Annotated in this window: 16 protein-coding genes; 13 read left to right on the top strand and 3 right to left on the bottom strand. The window is 60.2% G+C overall.

Annotated elements, in window-relative coordinates:
- Positions 1–137 precede the first annotated feature (137 nt).
- From E6C55_RS26025 to E6C55_RS26045, 5 genes are all read left to right on the top strand, one after another.
- Complete coding sequence (locus E6C55_RS26025; protein ID WP_136372760.1) at positions 138–755, top strand: hypothetical protein; 618 nt, start codon at positions 138–140, stop codon at positions 753–755.
- A gap of 71 nt (positions 756–826) precedes the next feature.
- Positions 827–1,942, top strand: a complete 1,116-nt coding sequence (locus tag E6C55_RS26030; protein WP_136372761.1) for an aminopeptidase — start codon at positions 827–829, stop codon at positions 1,940–1,942.
- Between the two features lie 84 nt (positions 1,943–2,026).
- The gene (locus E6C55_RS26035) at positions 2,027–2,269 is read left to right on the top strand and encodes an HPr family phosphocarrier protein (protein ID WP_136372762.1); all 243 of its coding nucleotides are present in this window, start codon (positions 2,027–2,029) and stop codon (positions 2,267–2,269) included.
- A 150-nt stretch (positions 2,270–2,419) separates the two neighbouring features.
- Complete coding sequence (locus tag E6C55_RS26040; RefSeq protein WP_168735884.1) at positions 2,420–3,016, top strand: DedA family protein; 597 nt, start codon at positions 2,420–2,422, stop codon at positions 3,014–3,016.
- Between the two features lie 156 nt (positions 3,017–3,172).
- On the top strand, positions 3,173–3,454 hold the full coding sequence (locus E6C55_RS26045) for a YlaN family protein (protein WP_136372764.1): 282 nt from the start codon (positions 3,173–3,175) through the stop codon (positions 3,452–3,454).
- 467 nt (positions 3,455–3,921) lie between these two features.
- Here E6C55_RS26045 and cax read toward each other — a convergent pair whose 3' ends face one another.
- On the bottom strand, positions 3,922–4,983 hold the full coding sequence (gene cax / locus E6C55_RS26050) for a calcium/proton exchanger (protein ID WP_407923768.1): 1,062 nt from the start codon (positions 4,981–4,983) through the stop codon (positions 3,922–3,924).
- Between the two features lie 190 nt (positions 4,984–5,173).
- Between cax and E6C55_RS26055 the strand changes: the two genes are divergently transcribed.
- A complete protein-coding gene (locus tag E6C55_RS26055; RefSeq protein ID WP_136372765.1) occupies positions 5,174–5,554 on the top strand; it encodes an Asp23/Gls24 family envelope stress response protein in 381 nt (126 codons plus the stop codon).
- A 128-nt stretch (positions 5,555–5,682) separates the two neighbouring features.
- Here the strand turns inward: E6C55_RS26055 and ftsW are convergent, their stop codons facing one another.
- Both ftsW and E6C55_RS26065 read right to left on the bottom strand, forming a co-directional pair.
- Positions 5,683–6,894, bottom strand: a complete 1,212-nt coding sequence (gene ftsW, locus E6C55_RS26060; RefSeq protein WP_136372766.1) for a putative lipid II flippase FtsW — start codon at positions 6,892–6,894, stop codon at positions 5,683–5,685.
- A 17-nt stretch (positions 6,895–6,911) separates the two neighbouring features.
- Positions 6,912–7,256 carry a YugN family protein gene (locus E6C55_RS26065; RefSeq protein ID WP_136372767.1) on the bottom strand — a complete coding sequence of 115 codons (345 nt, stop codon included), beginning with the start codon at positions 7,254–7,256 and terminating at the stop codon, positions 6,912–6,914.
- Between the two features lie 197 nt (positions 7,257–7,453).
- Here E6C55_RS26065 and E6C55_RS26070 point away from each other — a divergent pair, with 197 nt between their 5' ends.
- The 7 genes from E6C55_RS26070 to E6C55_RS26100 all read left to right on the top strand — a co-directional run bounded on the left by E6C55_RS26070 (position 7,454) and on the right by E6C55_RS26100 (position 15,658).
- Entirely contained in the window at positions 7,454–8,632 is a 1,179-nt protein-coding gene (locus E6C55_RS26070) for a M20 metallopeptidase family protein (RefSeq protein WP_136372791.1), read from the top strand.
- Positions 8,633–8,694: 62 nt separating this feature from the next.
- Positions 8,695–9,132 carry a CBS domain-containing protein gene (locus E6C55_RS26075; RefSeq protein ID WP_136372768.1) on the top strand — a complete coding sequence of 146 codons (438 nt, stop codon included), beginning with the start codon at positions 8,695–8,697 and terminating at the stop codon, positions 9,130–9,132.
- Between the two features lie 168 nt (positions 9,133–9,300).
- A complete protein-coding gene (locus tag E6C55_RS26080; RefSeq protein WP_136372769.1) occupies positions 9,301–11,001 on the top strand; it encodes a DNA repair helicase XPB in 1,701 nt (566 codons plus the stop codon).
- Positions 10,998–12,752, top strand: a complete 1,755-nt coding sequence (locus tag E6C55_RS26085) for a helicase-associated domain-containing protein (protein WP_136372770.1) — start codon at positions 10,998–11,000, stop codon at positions 12,750–12,752. Before E6C55_RS26080 ends, E6C55_RS26085 begins: the two co-directional genes overlap by 4 nt.
- Before the next feature lie 67 nt (positions 12,753–12,819).
- The gene (locus tag E6C55_RS26090) at positions 12,820–13,311 is read left to right on the top strand and encodes a YlbF family regulator (RefSeq protein ID WP_136372771.1); all 492 of its coding nucleotides are present in this window, start codon (positions 12,820–12,822) and stop codon (positions 13,309–13,311) included.
- Between the two features lie 83 nt (positions 13,312–13,394).
- Positions 13,395–13,658 carry a YlbG family protein gene (locus tag E6C55_RS26095; protein ID WP_136372792.1) on the top strand — a complete coding sequence of 88 codons (264 nt, stop codon included), beginning with the start codon at positions 13,395–13,397 and terminating at the stop codon, positions 13,656–13,658.
- Positions 13,659–14,938: 1,280 nt separating this feature from the next.
- Entirely contained in the window at positions 14,939–15,658 is a 720-nt protein-coding gene (locus tag E6C55_RS26100; RefSeq protein WP_136372772.1) for a response regulator transcription factor, read from the top strand.
- Positions 15,659–15,734: the final 76 nt, after the last annotated feature.

A 15,734-nucleotide genomic window follows, 5' to 3' on the forward strand; every position in this document is an offset into this window, starting at 1 on the left:
GACGGAGCCGATCGGACCGACAAGAAGCTTGCTGCGGGAGAGGTCCTGCGCAGGCTTCTTTGTTCGTGGACAAGAGGCGTCGGGCCGACCCTGCATAGCGGCGTGCCTGCCTGCGGAGGCTAAGGGGTAAAAAAAGGGTGACAGCAATGGCAACGGCACGGGACAGCTCGGCGGCGAGACGCAAGGCGGCGATAGGCCTCCTGGCGGCGATGCTTGGGCTTGCAGGCTGCGCGGCAGGGACGCCCCCTGCTCCCAACGCGGCCTTCGCGCTGTCCGCCTCTGCGCTGTCGGGGAAGGACAGCTACGCCTTCAGCGGGCAATTGTCCGTCTACGACCCCGCAGGCAAGCTGGCGGACCAATCGAGCTTCGACGGGGAGATCGACGGGCATCGGCTGGCAGCGCTGTCCTCCGCTGCGGCTTGGAGCCGCCCGCTCGCTATTATCGCTTATTTGGAAGCGCGAGGAACCGATGTCAAGTATGTCAAGGTCGACTCGGACGAGGTCGAGCTGGAGCTGAGGCTGGACGGCGAAGCGGCAAAGCGGAGAATGGCGGAAGAGCTTCGCGCCCGGATGAACGCCGTGGAGCAGGAGACGCTGGACACGCTGAGCGTCGCAACGGTGTGCCGCTGGACGGCGGACAGGCGCACCTGGTTCCCGAAGAAGCTGCGCGAGCAGACGGAGCTGAGCTATTCGCAGGACGGCCGGCGTTACTCGGAGAAGCGTATATCGGAGACGATTTTCCAACCGAAGGCTTAGAATGCTACAATGGACAGTGTGCCGCGGCCAAGCGCCATCCATAGGCGGCAGAGGAGCAAGGAGGAATAACGATGCGCGATCCGCGCCTGCAGAAACTGGCGGCCAATCTGGCCGGCTATTCGGTTAACGTTCAACCCGGAGACAACGTCCTGATCGAGATGATCGGCTCGGAGCGGGAGCTGCTGAAGGCGCTCATCGAGGAAGTCGCCCGCAGAGGCGGCCATCCGTTCGTCGAGATCGAAGACAAGTCGGTCACCCGAACCTTGCTGATGCATGCGACGGAGGACCAGCTCCGGACGTGGGCGGAATACGACTTGAACCGCATGAAACGCATGCAGGGCTACATAGGAATTCGCGCCGGCGGCAACGTCAACGACCTTAGCGACGTTCCCGCAGAGAAGCTGAAGCTGTACGATCGCTTGCACCGCCATCCGGTCCACATGGAGCAGAGGGTGAAGAAGACGAAGTGGGTTGTGCTCCGCTATCCGAACGATTCGATGGCGCAGCTTGCGAACCGAAGCACGGAAGCGTTCGAGGACTTCTACTTCGATGTCTGCAACCTCGATTACGCCAAGATGGACAAGGCGATGGACCCGCTGTACGATCTGATGAGGAGAACGGACAAGGTGCGCATCGTTGCCCCGGGAACCGATCTGACCTTCTCGATCAAGGGGGTCGGCGCCAAGAAGTGCTCCGGCGAACGCAACATTCCGGACGGCGAGGTGTACTCCTGCCCGGTTCGCGATTCCGTGAACGGCACGATCGCCTACAATACGCCGAGTGTCTACAACGGATTCACGTTCGAGAATATCAAATTCCGCTTCGAGCACGGCAAGATCGTAGAGGCGACGGCCAACGATACGGAGCGTCTGAACGCCGTTCTGGACAGCGACGATGGCGCACGCTATATCGGGGAATTCAGCCTCGGCTTCAATCCGTACATTCTGCATCCGATGAAGGACATTCTGTTCGATGAGAAAATCGCGGGCAGCCTGCACTTCACGCCGGGGCAGGCCTACGAGGATTGCGACAATGGCAACCGTTCGTCCGTTCACTGGGATCTCGTGCTGATCCAACGTCCGGACTATGGCGGGGGCGCCGTTTATTTCGATGATGCGCTTATTCGCAGGGACGGTCTTTTTGTTCTTCCAGAATTGGAAGGACTTAATCCGGAGGCTTTGAAATAAAGCGTTTTCCCCACTTGCGCGGGTCCGCAAGTCAAGGTATGATGAGGGAAGTAATTGACCACTCTAATATCTGGGGGGATTTCCATGTCCAATAATAACGCTGCAATCGTGGAATTGTCTCAAACGGCTAACAAATACCGTTCTTCCATCGTTCTTCAAGCCGAGAACAAGTATATCGACGTGAAGAGCATCCTCGGCCTGTTCACGACGCTGGTCGGCGGACATGCTTACGAGCTGCACGTTCACGGACCGGACGCCGATGAAGCGAAGGCAGAGCTGGCTACCGTATTCGCGAAGCACAACCTGAACGTCACGGTCGTCGACTAAGCGAACGCAGGCTATCTGCACATCGGCATTCACGGAACCGAATAATAAAGCGGCATGATCCGAACGCCCCCGTCCGTCATGGACGGGGGTTTTTGTCCATCAGGCGATTACCGGATTGAACCAGACTGTTCGAGCGGGGGCATCCATGCTATGACCGATCCATTGCTTCATCTCGTATTCGAATACTCGTATGCGGGCCTGTTCCTGGCGATGTCTCTCGGCATCCTGGGCGTGCCGTTCCCGGACGAGCTGCTGCTTACCGCCTCGGGTTATATGATCTCGCAGGGCAAGATGCCGCTGCTCATGACGATGCTCGCCGCGATCGGCGGCAGCGTCGCCGGGATGTCGATCAGCTACCTCATCGGCCGCAAGATCGGGCGGAGGCTGTTCGAGGGGCGGCTTGGCCGGCTGTTCGGCGCGGAACGTCTGGGCAGGCATGGGAGCCTGCTGGAGAGCTGGGGAGAGCCTCTGCTGCTCGTGGGCTTCTTCATTCCCGGAGTGCGGCACGCGACGGCGCTCTTGTACGGCGCCAGCCGCAAGCCGTACGGCTCGTTCCTGTTCTTCACGTCCGTCGGAGCGCTGCTCTGGACAAGCGTCTTCCTGCTTGTCGGTTCGCTGCTCGGCGAGCATTGGCGGGATATCTCGACGCTGATCAGCAAGGACGGGGCAGTTGCGGCCGGCGCGCTTGCGGCGATCGTCCTCGTCTGGCTGGCGGTAAGGCGGCTCCTCTCGCTCAGGAGAATGTAAAATTCAGACAATGCCGAAGCAAAACGATCGGTTTTCTTCGCGAATATCGCCTTGAACCGGGAAGATCGGGGTTCCTGTCCTTGTGCTCAGAGCTATTTTCGTCTAATATGAAAGAGATAGCTATACTTAGCGAGTTAGGGCACAGGGGGAGTTGGAATGGCTTCATCGGATGTCATGGTGCATCTGAATCAGAAGGCGCTTCGTCTTCTGCAGGAAGATGCGGACAAAATCGAGAAACTGATCGCCATTCAGATGGAGAATCTGGCGACCCGCAAATGCCCGCTATATGAAGAGGTGCTGGACACGCAGATGTACGGCTTCTCAAGAGCGGTTGATTTTGCGGTGCGAGCGGGGCTTGTGGACGAGAGCGAAGGCAAGAATCTCGTCATGCAGTTGGAGCGCAACTTGGCGTTGCTCTACGAAGCGATGGCTCAATAAATAAAGTTTCGTCCTCTCGATACAGAAGTACGGGTACAATGGGAAAAGCCTTGGCCGCAATCATGCGGCCAAGGCTTTTTTGTAGAGGCTCCGCCGCACCGACTCCCGCGATGTCCACCGACTCCCCTTGATGCCGCGCCTGTCAGTGCCGCCTCCCCGATGCCGCGTCTGCCGGCCAGCAGGAATTTATGCGAAATTTCACATTCGCACAGCCCGGCGGCGGGCGGACGATTATATGTGAAAAATAGCATACATAGAGGAAATTCCGCCTCGAGTTGCCGTATGTATGCTAAAAATCGCATAAAACGCCTCGATTCACCCCGATCCCAGGCCTACGAATGTGATAATTCACATAATCGCATGAATCGTGAATCGTGATTCGTGAACCGTGAGTCGTGAATCGCGAGTCATCGTCGGATCAGCGGCGATGGGACGGACGCGCGGATATGGCCCCGCAGCCTCCCGTCCTAGACGAAGAAGAACGCGACTCCGAGCACGATGTAGACGAGCAAGAGCAGCTTGCCCTCGTACCACGTCGTCTGGCCGTCCCGCGAGACGGATGATGTGATGAGCACCGCCGCCGCGATGGCCGCGATCTCAATTGTGGAGAACAGGATATTCATGTGATGATCGAACAAGAGACTGACGAAGATAAGCACCGGCGCGACGAACAGAGCGATCTGCAAGCTGCTTCCGACCGCGATCTCGACGGCGGCGCCGATCTTGTTCTTCATGGCGAGCATAATCGCGGCGCTGTGCTCCGCGGCGTTGCCGATGATGGCGACGATGAAGGCGCCGACGAACAGCTCGGAGAAGCCGAACTTCTCGGACACGACTTCGACGGAGCCGACAAGCCATTCGCTCACGAAGGCGACCATGACCGTCGCAACGACGAGGAACAGAATGGAGAGCTTCTTGGACCACTTCGGCTCCTCGCCGTGGCCGGAGCTTGTCTCGGCATGATCTTCAAGCATGCTCTTGTGGGTGATCATGGAGTAGATCAGCCAACCGACATAAGCGACGATCAGCACTCCGGCAATCGTGACGCTCAGCGTCATCGTGTCGTGGTCGGAGAGATGCTCGGACTTGACGAACACCGCCGGAATGAACAGGGCGACGACGGCAAGGAGCATCAGCGTCGCATTCTGACCGGCCAGATGAACGTTGAATCGCTGTTCCTTGAATTTGATTCCCCCCGCCAGGGCGCTGGCGCCGAGCACGAGCAGCAGGTTGCCGATGATCGAGCCGGTGATGCTCGCCTTGACCATGTCGAACAAGCCTTCCTTCACGAGGAAGATCGCGATGATCAATTCGGCCGCATTGCCGAAGGTTGCGTTCAGGAAGCCGCCCAGCCGCTGGCCCGCATAGTGGGCGACCGATTCCGTAGCTTGTCCGAGGAAGCCGGCCACGAAGATGACGCAGATGGCGGCGATGACGAATTGGAACGTCGTGTTCCAGTTCGCGTAATGCGCGATGGCGCTGAGAATAAAAGTGGCTCCCAGAACCGGGAAAAAGAGCTTCTTCAACATGCGTGCACCTCGATCGGGAATGGGTTGTTCATTATTCTGGTTAATATTACTATATCTTATTCGAATCGCCAAGCCTCCCGAGCAGGATTCTCTTCCATTACAAACCGGTTACGATGCCGTCCCATTGTTGCTTGCGGAACCCGATTCTATTACAATAAGATCATCCAATATTCGGGAGAGTGAGCCGCCAATGACAGATGAGCTGCAGCAAGGTTTGGTACGGATCTCCGACGATGTCGTCGCCACCATAGCAGGCTTAGCCGCGCTGGAAACGCCAGGAGTCGCCGCCATGTCGGGCGGGATCTCGGAAGGCTTGGCCAAGCGCCTCAGCGGCCGCAACGTTCAGAAGGGAGTCTCGGTCGAAGTCGGACAGGTCGAGGCCGCAATCGATCTTCGCATCGTTGTCCAATACGGCATTCCGATCCAGGAGGTCGGAGTCCGGCTGCAGGATAACGTTCGGGAAGCCGTTCAGAACATGACGGGTCTTCGGGTCGTCGAAGTGAACGTGAAGGTCGAAGGAGTTGCGTTCAAGGACGAAGTGGAGCCGGATGAAGCTCTGCGAGTCAAGTGAATGAACAGCCACTCGGCAAACTGAACGCCCAATCAGAACACAACGCCTTCCGATGCCGTCGCCGGCGCCGGAAGGCGTTGTTGTTCGTCGGGGAGCTGTCCGCTCCGTACGGCATATCTCCGCTGCTCTTATCTTCGCACGGTCTGGTAGCGCGTCGGGCGAGTGTCCGCGGATTGGCGGCCCGGCTCCCGGGCGGTCTCGCGGTTGTACTCCCGCGAGATGCTGAGCAGCACGCCCATGCCGATCATCAGCGCGAGCAGGGAAGACCCTCCGTAGCTGATGAAGGGAAGCGTGACGCCGGTCAGAGGAATCGCTCCGCTGACCCCGCCCATGTTGATCAGCCCCTGGGACGCGATAAGCGACACCATTCCCAGCCCGACGAGCGTTCCGAAGTTGTCCGTGCAACGCAGCGCCACGATAAGCGCTCGCCACAGGAACAACACGAAGAACAGCAGGAAGAGGGAGGTCCCGACGAACCCGAGCTCTTCGGCGATGATCGCGAAGATGAAGTCGTTGTAGGAATAAGTCAGGTAGAACAGCTTCTGGACGCTGTTGCCCAGTCCGGCGCCCGTCCATCCGCCGTGGCCGAACGCTTCGAGCGAACGAAGCAGTTGGTAGCCGTTGCCGTCCTTGTCCGCCATCGGATCGAGGAACGCGGTGAAGCGGCCCAGCCGGTAGCCGCCGTTGAATTCCGGATGCGTCAGCAGGTAGACGCTGAACCCGAGGGCGAAGATGCCGAGCAGGATAGCCCCGGACATGGCGAGCTGCTTCAGGTTGGCCCCGCCGCCGACCATGATGCTGACCGCGCACACAATAAGGACAACGCAGGAGCCGAGATCGGGCTGCAACATGATAAGGCCGCAGATGAACCCGATCACAATCATGACCGGAAGCAGCCCTCGCTTGAACTCGCGGAACTTGTCGTCCTTCTTCGTGATGATGGCGGACAGGTACAGGATGATCGCGATCTTGGCGAATTCGGTCGGCTGGATGCCGAGTCCTCCGATGCCGAGCCAACTTCGGGCTCCGTTGATGTCCGAGGCGACGAACGGAACGATCATCAACATAAGCGTCGTCAAGAACAGGAACGGGGCGAACCACTTCTTGTACTTCGTGTACGGAATATTCATCAGGACGAGCATCACGAACGTTCCAAGTCCGGCCCACATGATCTGCCGCTTGGTGAAGTACAAAGCGTCGTATCCGAACTTCTTGGATACGCTGGCCATGCTGGAGCTGGCGCTGAACACCATGACGAGTCCGAAGCCGACCAGCAGGAGCGTCAGGATCAGCAGCAGGAAGTCCGGGGCGCCTCGATGGCTTGTCTCGGGATTTCTCATTCGCGCAGCCGCGTCGCTTAGCTCAGAAGCTGCTTCAGGGCTTGGACGCGTTGGTTCGCAACGTCAAGAATGGCGGACGGCACCGGGCTCTCGTACTCGAGGCTGTGCGGGAACGTGGCGCGTCCGATGTAGACATGCTCGATCTCGAGGATCGCGTCCGGATTCTCCAGCTTGCCGTCGACGGCGCGTGTGTTGATCCGAAGGAAGTATTCATTGCTGCTGGCGGAATCGACAAGCTTCAAGTCATATGTAGCGCGGCGATATTCCCATTGCCAGCGGATAAAGCCCAACTTCTCCCCGGATTCGTCCAAGTGAGCGAGATCGCTCTTCAATCCTTGCAGTCCCGTATTCTCGAGAATCATTAAGGTTCCTCCTTTGGAAAATGCAAACAAGCATATGTATCCTCCATCATAGACGGTTTAAGGGGCTTCTGCAAGCCTCGATCGGCTTCCGAATCGGAGTCCGGATCGCAGCTTTAAGCGGAGCGCTTGTTCAGGGCGCGGCGATTTTCTGCTACAATAGGATTCAAATAGCTATGCGAGAGAGGTGCGACGCCGTGATGACAACAGAAGACACGATGCAGTCGCTGCAAGGCGAGATGATTCAGTGGCGCCGGTACTTGCATCGCCACCCGGAATTGTCGTTCCAGGAGCATCGGACATCCGACTGGTTGGCGAATAAGCTGGAGGCTTGGGGACTGGAGGTAAGGCGGGGAGTCGCCGGCACGGGAATCGTGGCCCGGCTGGTCGGCGGCCTGCCGGGAAGGACGATCGCGCTGCGCACGGACATCGATGCGCTCGCGATTCAGGACGAGAAGGACGTCGAATACGCGTCGACGGTGCCTGGGGTCATGCACGCTTGCGGCCACGACGGGCATATGGCGGAGATGCTCGGCGTCGCTTATTATTACAGCAGACATCGGGAAGAGACGGCGGGAACGCGCGTATTCCTGTTCCAGCCGGGCGAAGAGGTGCTTCCCGGCGGGGCGCTCGGAATGATCGCGGACGGAGCGCTGGACGGCGTCGACGCGATCTACGGGGTGCACCTCTGGTCGCCGCTCCCTTACGGGGTCGTCGCCACAAGGCCGGGGCCGTTCATGGCGTCGCCGGACGAGTTCGAGATCGTTGTGACCGGCAAGGGAGGGCATGGCGGGCTTCCGCACCAGAGCGCCGACGCGATCGTGGCGGGCGCCCATATCGTGACGGCGCTGCAGACGATCGTCTCCCGCAACGTCGATCCGCTGCAGTCTGCGGTCGTCTCCGTCGGGCGGCTGCAAGGGGGAACGGCCAACAACGTCATCACCGAGCGCTGCCTGCTGGCGGGTACGGTGCGCTCCTTCAACGAGGAGACGAGGCAGCTTGTCCGGCGCCGCCTCGAGGAAGTCGCGAGCCACGTCTCCGCCATGCATGGAACGAAGGCGAGCTTTAACTTTTTCCTCGGCTACCCTCCGGTCGTCAACGACGATGCGGAAGCGGAGCGGGTGCTGAAGGTTGCCGGGGAGCTCGAAGGGATCGAAGAGGCGAGGAGAAGCGAGCCCGTCATGGCGGGAGAAGACTTCGCTTATTATCTGAAGCAAGTGCCGGGCTGCTTCTTCTTCGTTGGAGCGGGAGCGGCGGACGGCGGCTCGTACCCGCATCACCATCCGAAGTTCGACATTGACGAACGCGCTCTGCTGACCGCTGCCCGCCTGCTCGTCGCCGTCGCCGACGATGCCGCCGCGGAGATCGGCCGCGCATAACGCCGATTCCCCCCTGCCATACTAAGCCCATTGCGATTCCAGCAAGGGGGAGAGAGCAGCGCATGAGGAAGGTTGCCGATATCATGAGCCGGGATTGCCGGTGCGTCGCTCCGGATGACAGTCTGTACGAGTGCGCGATCCTGATGCGGGACTACGACATCGGCTTCGTGCCGGTGCTGGACGGGCGCAAGCTTCTCGGCGTCGTGACCGACCGGGATCTTGTCATCCGCGGCTATGCGGGCAAGCACTCCGGCTCGGAGAAGGTCGCGAAGACGATGACGGAGAAGGCAGAGACGATATCGCCCCATCTCTCCGTCGACGAAGCGGCCGCCCTCATGGCCTCGCGGCAGATTCGCCGGCTTCCGGTCGTGGAGAACGGCGAGCTTGTCGGCATCGTCTCGCTCGGCGATCTGGCGAAGCGGGACATCTTCGCAAGCGAGGCCGGCGTCGCGCTCGGCGCGATTGCCGGCTCGAACGAACATTTTGTGCCCTACCAATGAGATTTCCCCCAGATCGTCCGCTTCTCGGGCGGATGGGGGATTTTTTTGCGCTATTCTCGTTGTTGCTTCGCAGTTGGACGGCCGTATTTTCCGCTGTGGGGAGCTTAAGCCGATTGGAAAATGGACATCATGGGGACAGAACGGGCGTTATGAAGGAGGAGATCCGTTATGTCGACGGCAAAGCTGCCGCTGCTTATCCAGTCGGACGGCACGATTATGCTTGAGGACGGCCATCCCGGAGCGGAATCGGCCCGCGAGCTGCTTCGGGAGATCGCCGAATTGAAGAAGCGGCCGGGGGATTGGCACACGTATCGGGTTACTCCCGTCTCTCTATGGAACGCCGCTGCGGCGGGCTGGACGGGGGAGACGATGATGGAGCGGCTGAACGAGCTGGCCCGCTACGGGGTGCCGGCCGCGCTCGAGAAGGAGATTCGCGACGTCGCGGGGAGGTACGGCAGCTTGAGGCTGAAGGATCGGGGCTCGGAGCTGGAGCTTAAGGTTCGGGATTCGCTCCTGTTGGAGGAATTGCTCGCTTGCCGCGGCTTGGACGCTTGCTGGCTGGGCGCCCCGGACGGGCTGTCCGTCGGCGTGCGCAAGGAGGCGAGAGGCTGGCTGAAGCGCGAGCTGATCGCGCTCGGCTATCCGGTGGTGGACGAGGCGGGCTACCGCTCGGGCGAAGCGCTTCCGGTCCGGCTGCTTGCCGAGGACGGAACGGGAAGGCGGATTCGCCTGCGGGATTATCAGGAGGAAGCGGTGGAAGCGTTCGCCTCCGGGCGAACCGGAGCGGGCGGAAGCGGAGTCGTTGTGCTGCCGTGCGGCGCGGGCAAAACATGGGTAGGCATGGGGGCGCTCGCCCGGCTTCAATGCGAGACGCTTATTCTGACCTCCAGCACGGTGTCCGTGTCCCAGTGGATACGCGAGCTTAGGCGCAGCACGTCGCTGGACGAGGACGCAATCGGCGAATACACGGGCGACCGGAAGGAAGTGAAGCCCGTGACGGTGGCGACGTATCAGCTTCTTACCCATCGCAAGTCCAAGGGGGGCTCCTACCCTCATTGGAAGCTGCTCAGCGACCGGAATTGGGGGCTCATTATTTATGACGAGGTGCACCTGCTGCCGGCGCCCGTCTTCCGGATGACGGCGGATCTGCAAGCGACCCGCCGCCTGGGGCTGACCGCCACCCTCGTCCGTGAGGACGGCCGGGAGGGGGACGTCTTCGCGCTGATCGGCCCCAAGCGCTACGATGCGCCTTGGCGCAGCATGGAGCTGATGGGCTGGATTGCGAAGCCCTCCTGCACGGAGGTCCGCGTTCCGCTGACGCCGCACGGGGTGGCGAGATACCGGGAAGCGCCGAAGCGGCAGAAGCATCGCATCGCGGGAGAGAATCCGCTGAAGCTCGCGGCGGTGCGCAGGCTGCTCTCCCGGCATCCGAAGCAGCCGACATTGATCATCGGACAGTATCTCGACCAATTGAACGAGGTGGCGCAAGGGCTAAGCTTGCCGGTGATCACGGGGAATACGCCGCAGACGGAGAGACAGAGGCTGTTCGACCGGTTCAATCGGGGGGAGATCAGCGTGCTCGCCGTGTCGAAGGTAGCCAACTTCGCGATCGACCTGCCGGATGCGTCCATCGCGATCCAGATCTCCGGCAGCTTCGGTTCCCGGCAGGAGGAAGCGCAGCGGCTCGGCCGCATCCTTCGGCCGAAGCAGAGCGGAGCGGGCGTATACTTCTATACGCTGATCAGCGACGAGACGGACGAGGTCGAGTTCGCCAGGAAGCGGCAGCGCTTCCTGCTTGAGCAGGGATATGAGTACGAGGTCGATTGGCTCAAGGAGGAAGCGCTGGCGGCGGAGGAGGCGGGAACGTGACGGGCGGCGACGGCGGGCGGTCTCGCGGGATGGAGATGCTGCGCTGGCTTCTCCGCCGCTACGGGGCGATGCCGTTCGCGGAAGCGGAAGCGGCCGTGCTCGCCTCCGAGGAGCTCTCGCCTCTCCGGACGCCGGCCGAGCTGCGCGTTGCCATGCTCGGATTGAGGCGGGACGGAGTGCTGCTCGCGGCGCGCAATAGATGGGGGGATCGGACGCTCTATCTGCCCGCCGAAGAGCTTGCCGCTTGGCATTCGCTCTTGTTCGCTGCGGTGCCGGAACCGCTGCCGTTCGGCGAGCGCATCGTGACGGCGGAAGGGCCGGCGCGCTGCCCGGGGCCGCGCGGCCGTGCGCCGCTCTCCCGCCAACTGCTCCGGACGTGGGCCGATCTGCGGCGTCGCGGCGGTCTGCCGCTGACGGCGAACGGAGCTCTCCATCGGGCGCGGGCGGCGAAGCTGGCGGAGGCCATGGAGCTGGCTCCACAAGAGCTGGCCCCGCTTCTGGGAGCCGCTGCCGCGGACGATGCGGCGATTCAGGCCGCGCTCTTCTTGGCGATCGAACTCGGCAGCGAGCTGGGGGTTCTGGGGCGCACGGTCGGGGCGATCGAAGCGGGAAGCGGAGACGGATGGAGCGGGTTCGACGGGACGATGGAGGAGCTTGATGCCCTTCTGCATTCGCTCCTCGTGCGCCATTACGCGCCGGGAGATCCGGGCCTTCACTTCGCGGCACTCTCGCTTGGCCGCTTGGAACCGAATCGCTGGTATCTCGAGCGCGAGACGAGGGAAGCGTTCGGCATGACCGAGCGCCAGCCGGGGCGCGCGGGCTGGGATGCCTGGCTGCGCGCGGCAGCTTGCTTCGGCTGGATGGAGTTCGGGCGGCGCGGGGAGGAGGAGACGATTCGGTGGACGGTCCGGCCGCACGTCGGCGTGCCGGGGAAGCCGGGTGAGCTGAGCGTGCCGAGCGGGTCAAGCGTGCCCGGTGTGGCGGACGTGCCGGAACGTCCGGTCGTCTACGTTCAGTCCGACCTGGAGATCATCGTGCCGCCCGAGGTCGGCTTCGGGATGCGCTGGCGATTGGAGGAGATCGCGGAGAGAATCGCACTCGACCACGTGAGCACGTACCGACTCACGCGGGCCTCCTGCGAGAACGCCGTTCGCCTTGGCCTTCGCCCGGAGCGGATCGCAGAGACGCTGCGGGAAGCCGCGGGCCATGCGCTGCCCGCTGCTGCGACCGGAGCCATCGAGGATTGGCTGCGGGATGTGCGAACGGGCGAACAGGCGGAGGCCGCGGGCCACACGCTGCGAAGAAGCGCATGGCTGGCGGGACCGCTCCTTCTGCTGCCCCGACCCGAGCCGCTGCGGGACTGCGAGCCGGATGGGAGCGTACCTTCGCGCGACGAGCTGTTCCCCGGCCTTGCGGCCGTGCCGCCGGCTTGGCTTGCGCAGACGAGGCGCTATCACGCTTCGACGCGCAAGGATATGGCGGAGCTTGCGCTGGCCTGGCGAACGTCGCTGCGGATCGAGCCGGACGGGGGCGGCGGGTACTCGTTCATTCCGGAGAGTCTCGAACGCTTAGGCGAGAGCTGGTCGCTGGTCGGCCGGGTTCGGGATGCGGCGAACGGGGACGTCGCGGCGGAAGCTGTCGCGGCCGATTCCGTGATGTCCGCGCGCGGGACTGACCGGGTCGCGCTGTCCGTGGACAGCCTTGGCGCGATAAGGCTGGAACTGCCTCCCGAGCCAAGGCGGGAACTTTAACCGTTGACCGAGGCGCCCATTATGGTATGATGAGAATGGAGTATCGCATATAAGGCGAGGTGCAACCATGATCGGAGTATCCGATAACCTCCCCGAAGCCGCGGCGACAGACGGCTTCCATGCAGGCGAATCCGTCGACATGGCGACGCTCTTGTCCCGGGCTTACGAGCTGGGAGAATTGATCAAGCAATCCGCTCTCACGGCGGAATACGTTTATTACAAGGAGCAGGTCGATCGCGACGAGAGCGTCAAGTCGCTGTCTCGCGAATTCGCCAAGGCGAAGGAGCTGTTCGCGGAATGCGAGCGGTTCGGCAGGTTCCACCCGAGCTACAACGAAGCGTTGGAGCGGGTATATGAAGTTCAGGCCAGGCTCGACGGAATCGAGCCGGTCCGTAAGTTCAAGGAAGCGGAGCAATCGGTGGACAGCCTGCTGCACGAAGTGGCGCTGCTCATCGCCCGATCCGTCTCCGACAGCATCAAGGTGCCGGACAACGATCCGAATCCGAAGGGCTGCGGAAGCGGAGGGAGCTGTTCCTGCGGCGGAGGCGGATGCGGATGACGGAAGAAGAGAGCAGGGAGCTGGATCAGGCGCAGGAGCCCGAAGGGCAGCCCGCGCAGGAGCCGGAGATCGGCGTGACGAGAATGTTCGGCGACCGTACGGGCTTCATCGTCTGGTACAGCGATTGGAAGGCGGCGAGAGGCCTCGATAAGTACGGCACGCTGCACTATCTCTCGCGCAAGATGCATTACGCGGTGCTCTACGTCAACTCGGACGTGGCGGAAGAGACGCTGAAGAATCTGCAGCGCCTGCCCTACGTCAAGCGGATTGAGCACTCGTATCGGAACGAGATCAAGACCGAATACGAGCGCAACGTCCCGGATAAGACCCGGTTTTACGGATTGTAAGCCGATATTATGCTACCGAATGAGCACGACCGCAGCTCGCCTGGAGACAGGCGAGTTTTTTTGTGCCTGATGTACCTAATGTGCCTGATATACCTAATGTGCGTGTTATGTGCCTGATGTACCTGATGTGCGTGTTGTGTGCCTGATGTACCTGATGTGCGTGTTATGTGCCTAATGTACGTGTTATGCGTCTAATGTGTGTGTTGTGTGCTTATTGCATCTGTTGCGCCTATTGCGTTGCGACTATTGTGTTGTGGTTGGTGCGTTGGGCCTGTTGATTGGATCGCCCTCACGGCGCGCACTCTCTCTGTTGCCGACGAATGCTATTTTTCACACTTATTCCGCCCATTTCCCCTCGTTCCGCAGCATTCTATGTGGTTTTTCACATATATTCCGCGAATTCACCTTCGTCCATACGGATTTTATGTGGTTTTTCACATAAAACCCTTTTATTAGAGGCCAAATCCAGAAATGAATGTGATTTTTCACATTCGTTGCGCCGTTTAAGGAGAGAATGCTGGCCGAACGGGAGGAAAGAAGGGGCAACGATGGAGAGCGCCGAGGTCGAGTGCCGGCTCCAAGCGTTGGGTACTGAGCGTCCGCGTTCGAGTGTTGCGTTCGAGTGTTGCGTTCGAGTGTTGCGTTCGAGTATTGCGTTCAAGTATTGCGTTCAAGTGTTGCGTTCGAGTGTTGCGTTCAAGTGTTGGGTTCGAGTGTTGAGTCCCAGTGTTGGGTTCGAGTATTGAATGTCGAGCGGCATGTGGCGGGGGGATCTATATGTGTTGCAGTATCGTCCGCTTACTTCCCTTGAGTCGCAGCACCCTCCCCGCCGTCCACCGAACGAATTCGACTCCTCTGCCGGCCGCCCCCTTTTCCCCATTCCACTCACCATTCATTTATCGTTCCTTCCCCATTCATTTACCGTTCCATCCCCCCATTCCATCTGTCATGCCATTCACCGTTCGTTTACCATTCCAACCATCATTCCATTCATCGTTCCATCCACTATGCCATTCTCCGTACCATTCCCCATGCCATTCCCCGTTCCATACTGCGGCCGAGTGTCGGGCATGAAGACGAAGCGGGGAAGCGGTTTCTCCAATCAACACCCAATTTATCTTCACAAATTATTAACATTTATGGCCCTGTGTCCTGATTTTCTCAGCAAAATACATAATTCGAGTAATATAGACATCATTTTCCGCTGCCGATATAATAAATATGAGTCAAATGTTAGCGAAGTTTTAAGAATCGAAACAATTTCATAATGGGGTGCTACCTTGACCAAAATTCTTGTCATTGAAGATGAGAAGATCATCGGAGAGATGATATCCATGTATTTGACGGATGAGGAATTCTCCGTGTATCGCGTAGAGAACGGTCAAGCAGGGATCGAGGCTATTCGCAGTTACGTTCCTGATGTCATCTTGTTGGATTTAATGCTCCCCGATATCGATGGAATAGAGTTGTGCGAGCAAGTGAGGAAGTCCTCCGACACGCCCATTATCATCATTTCGATGAATTCCAAAGTAAACGAGAGAGTTCGCGCTCTGAACGCCGGCGCGGACGATTACCTGGTGAAGCCGTTCAGCATGCAAGAGCTCAAAGCGAGAATAGGAGTAGCGCTTCGCCGCTATCGGCCTTCGGTGGCGGAAGCGGACACCCGCAGCTATATCGCGGCCGCCGCCGCCCCGGAGATGGCGGTGCCGGACCACGGCATTACGCTCGACCTGCAGAAGCGTCTTCTGATCGTGCACAGCCAGCCGGTCGAGACGACGTTCTCGGAGTTCGAACTGATGAAGCTGCTCTTCCAATATCCCGGACGGGTGTTTACGCGGGACGAGCTGATCAATACGCTCAGAGGGATTGATTCGTATGTGAACGATCGCGCCATCGACGTTCACATTACGAACCTTCGCAAGAAGCTGGAGCACAATCCGAAGGAGCCCCGCTTCATCAAGACGGTGTGGGGCGTCGGTTACAAGCTGAATCTTGAGTAGCACATCGGACAGCCCCTTCGTTCTATGGGAACGGCCGTACGCGCAAGGAGCGCGGCCCGTAGCCGCGAAGGGGCTC

Origin of the sequence: Cohnella fermenti (assembly GCF_004801405.1) — a bacterium.
Lineage (GTDB): Bacteria > Bacillota > Bacilli > Paenibacillales > Paenibacillaceae > Cohnella > Cohnella fermenti.

Excerpts from the sequence above, each read along its gene's own strand:
- E6C55_RS26095 (WP_136372792.1), top strand. The coding sequence starts at position 13,395 with ATGTTCGGCGACCGTACGGGCTTCATCGTCTGGTACAGCGATTGGAAG.
- E6C55_RS26040 (WP_168735884.1), top strand. The coding sequence starts at position 2,420 with ATGACCGATCCATTGCTTCATCTCGTATTCGAATACTCGTATGCGGGC.
- E6C55_RS26075 (WP_136372768.1), top strand. The coding sequence starts at position 8,695 with ATGAGGAAGGTTGCCGATATCATGAGCCGGGATTGCCGGTGCGTCGCT.
- E6C55_RS26070 (WP_136372791.1), top strand. The coding sequence starts at position 7,454 with ATGACAACAGAAGACACGATGCAGTCGCTGCAAGGCGAGATGATTCAG.
- E6C55_RS26065 (WP_136372767.1), bottom strand. The coding sequence starts at position 7,256 with ATGATTCTCGAGAATACGGGACTGCAAGGATTGAAGAGCGATCTCGCT.
- ftsW (WP_136372766.1), bottom strand. The coding sequence starts at position 6,894 with ATGAGAAATCCCGAGACAAGCCATCGAGGCGCCCCGGACTTCCTGCTG.
- E6C55_RS26055 (WP_136372765.1), top strand. The coding sequence starts at position 5,174 with ATGACAGATGAGCTGCAGCAAGGTTTGGTACGGATCTCCGACGATGTC.
- E6C55_RS26030 (WP_136372761.1), top strand. The coding sequence starts at position 827 with ATGCGCGATCCGCGCCTGCAGAAACTGGCGGCCAATCTGGCCGGCTAT.
- E6C55_RS26080 (WP_136372769.1), top strand. The coding sequence starts at position 9,301 with ATGTCGACGGCAAAGCTGCCGCTGCTTATCCAGTCGGACGGCACGATT.
- cax (WP_407923768.1), bottom strand. The coding sequence starts at position 4,983 with ATGTTGAAGAAGCTCTTTTTCCCGGTTCTGGGAGCCACTTTTATTCTC.
- E6C55_RS26035 (WP_136372762.1), top strand. The coding sequence starts at position 2,027 with ATGTCCAATAATAACGCTGCAATCGTGGAATTGTCTCAAACGGCTAAC.
- E6C55_RS26090 (WP_136372771.1), top strand. The coding sequence starts at position 12,820 with ATGATCGGAGTATCCGATAACCTCCCCGAAGCCGCGGCGACAGACGGC.
- E6C55_RS26045 (WP_136372764.1), top strand. The coding sequence starts at position 3,173 with ATGGCTTCATCGGATGTCATGGTGCATCTGAATCAGAAGGCGCTTCGT.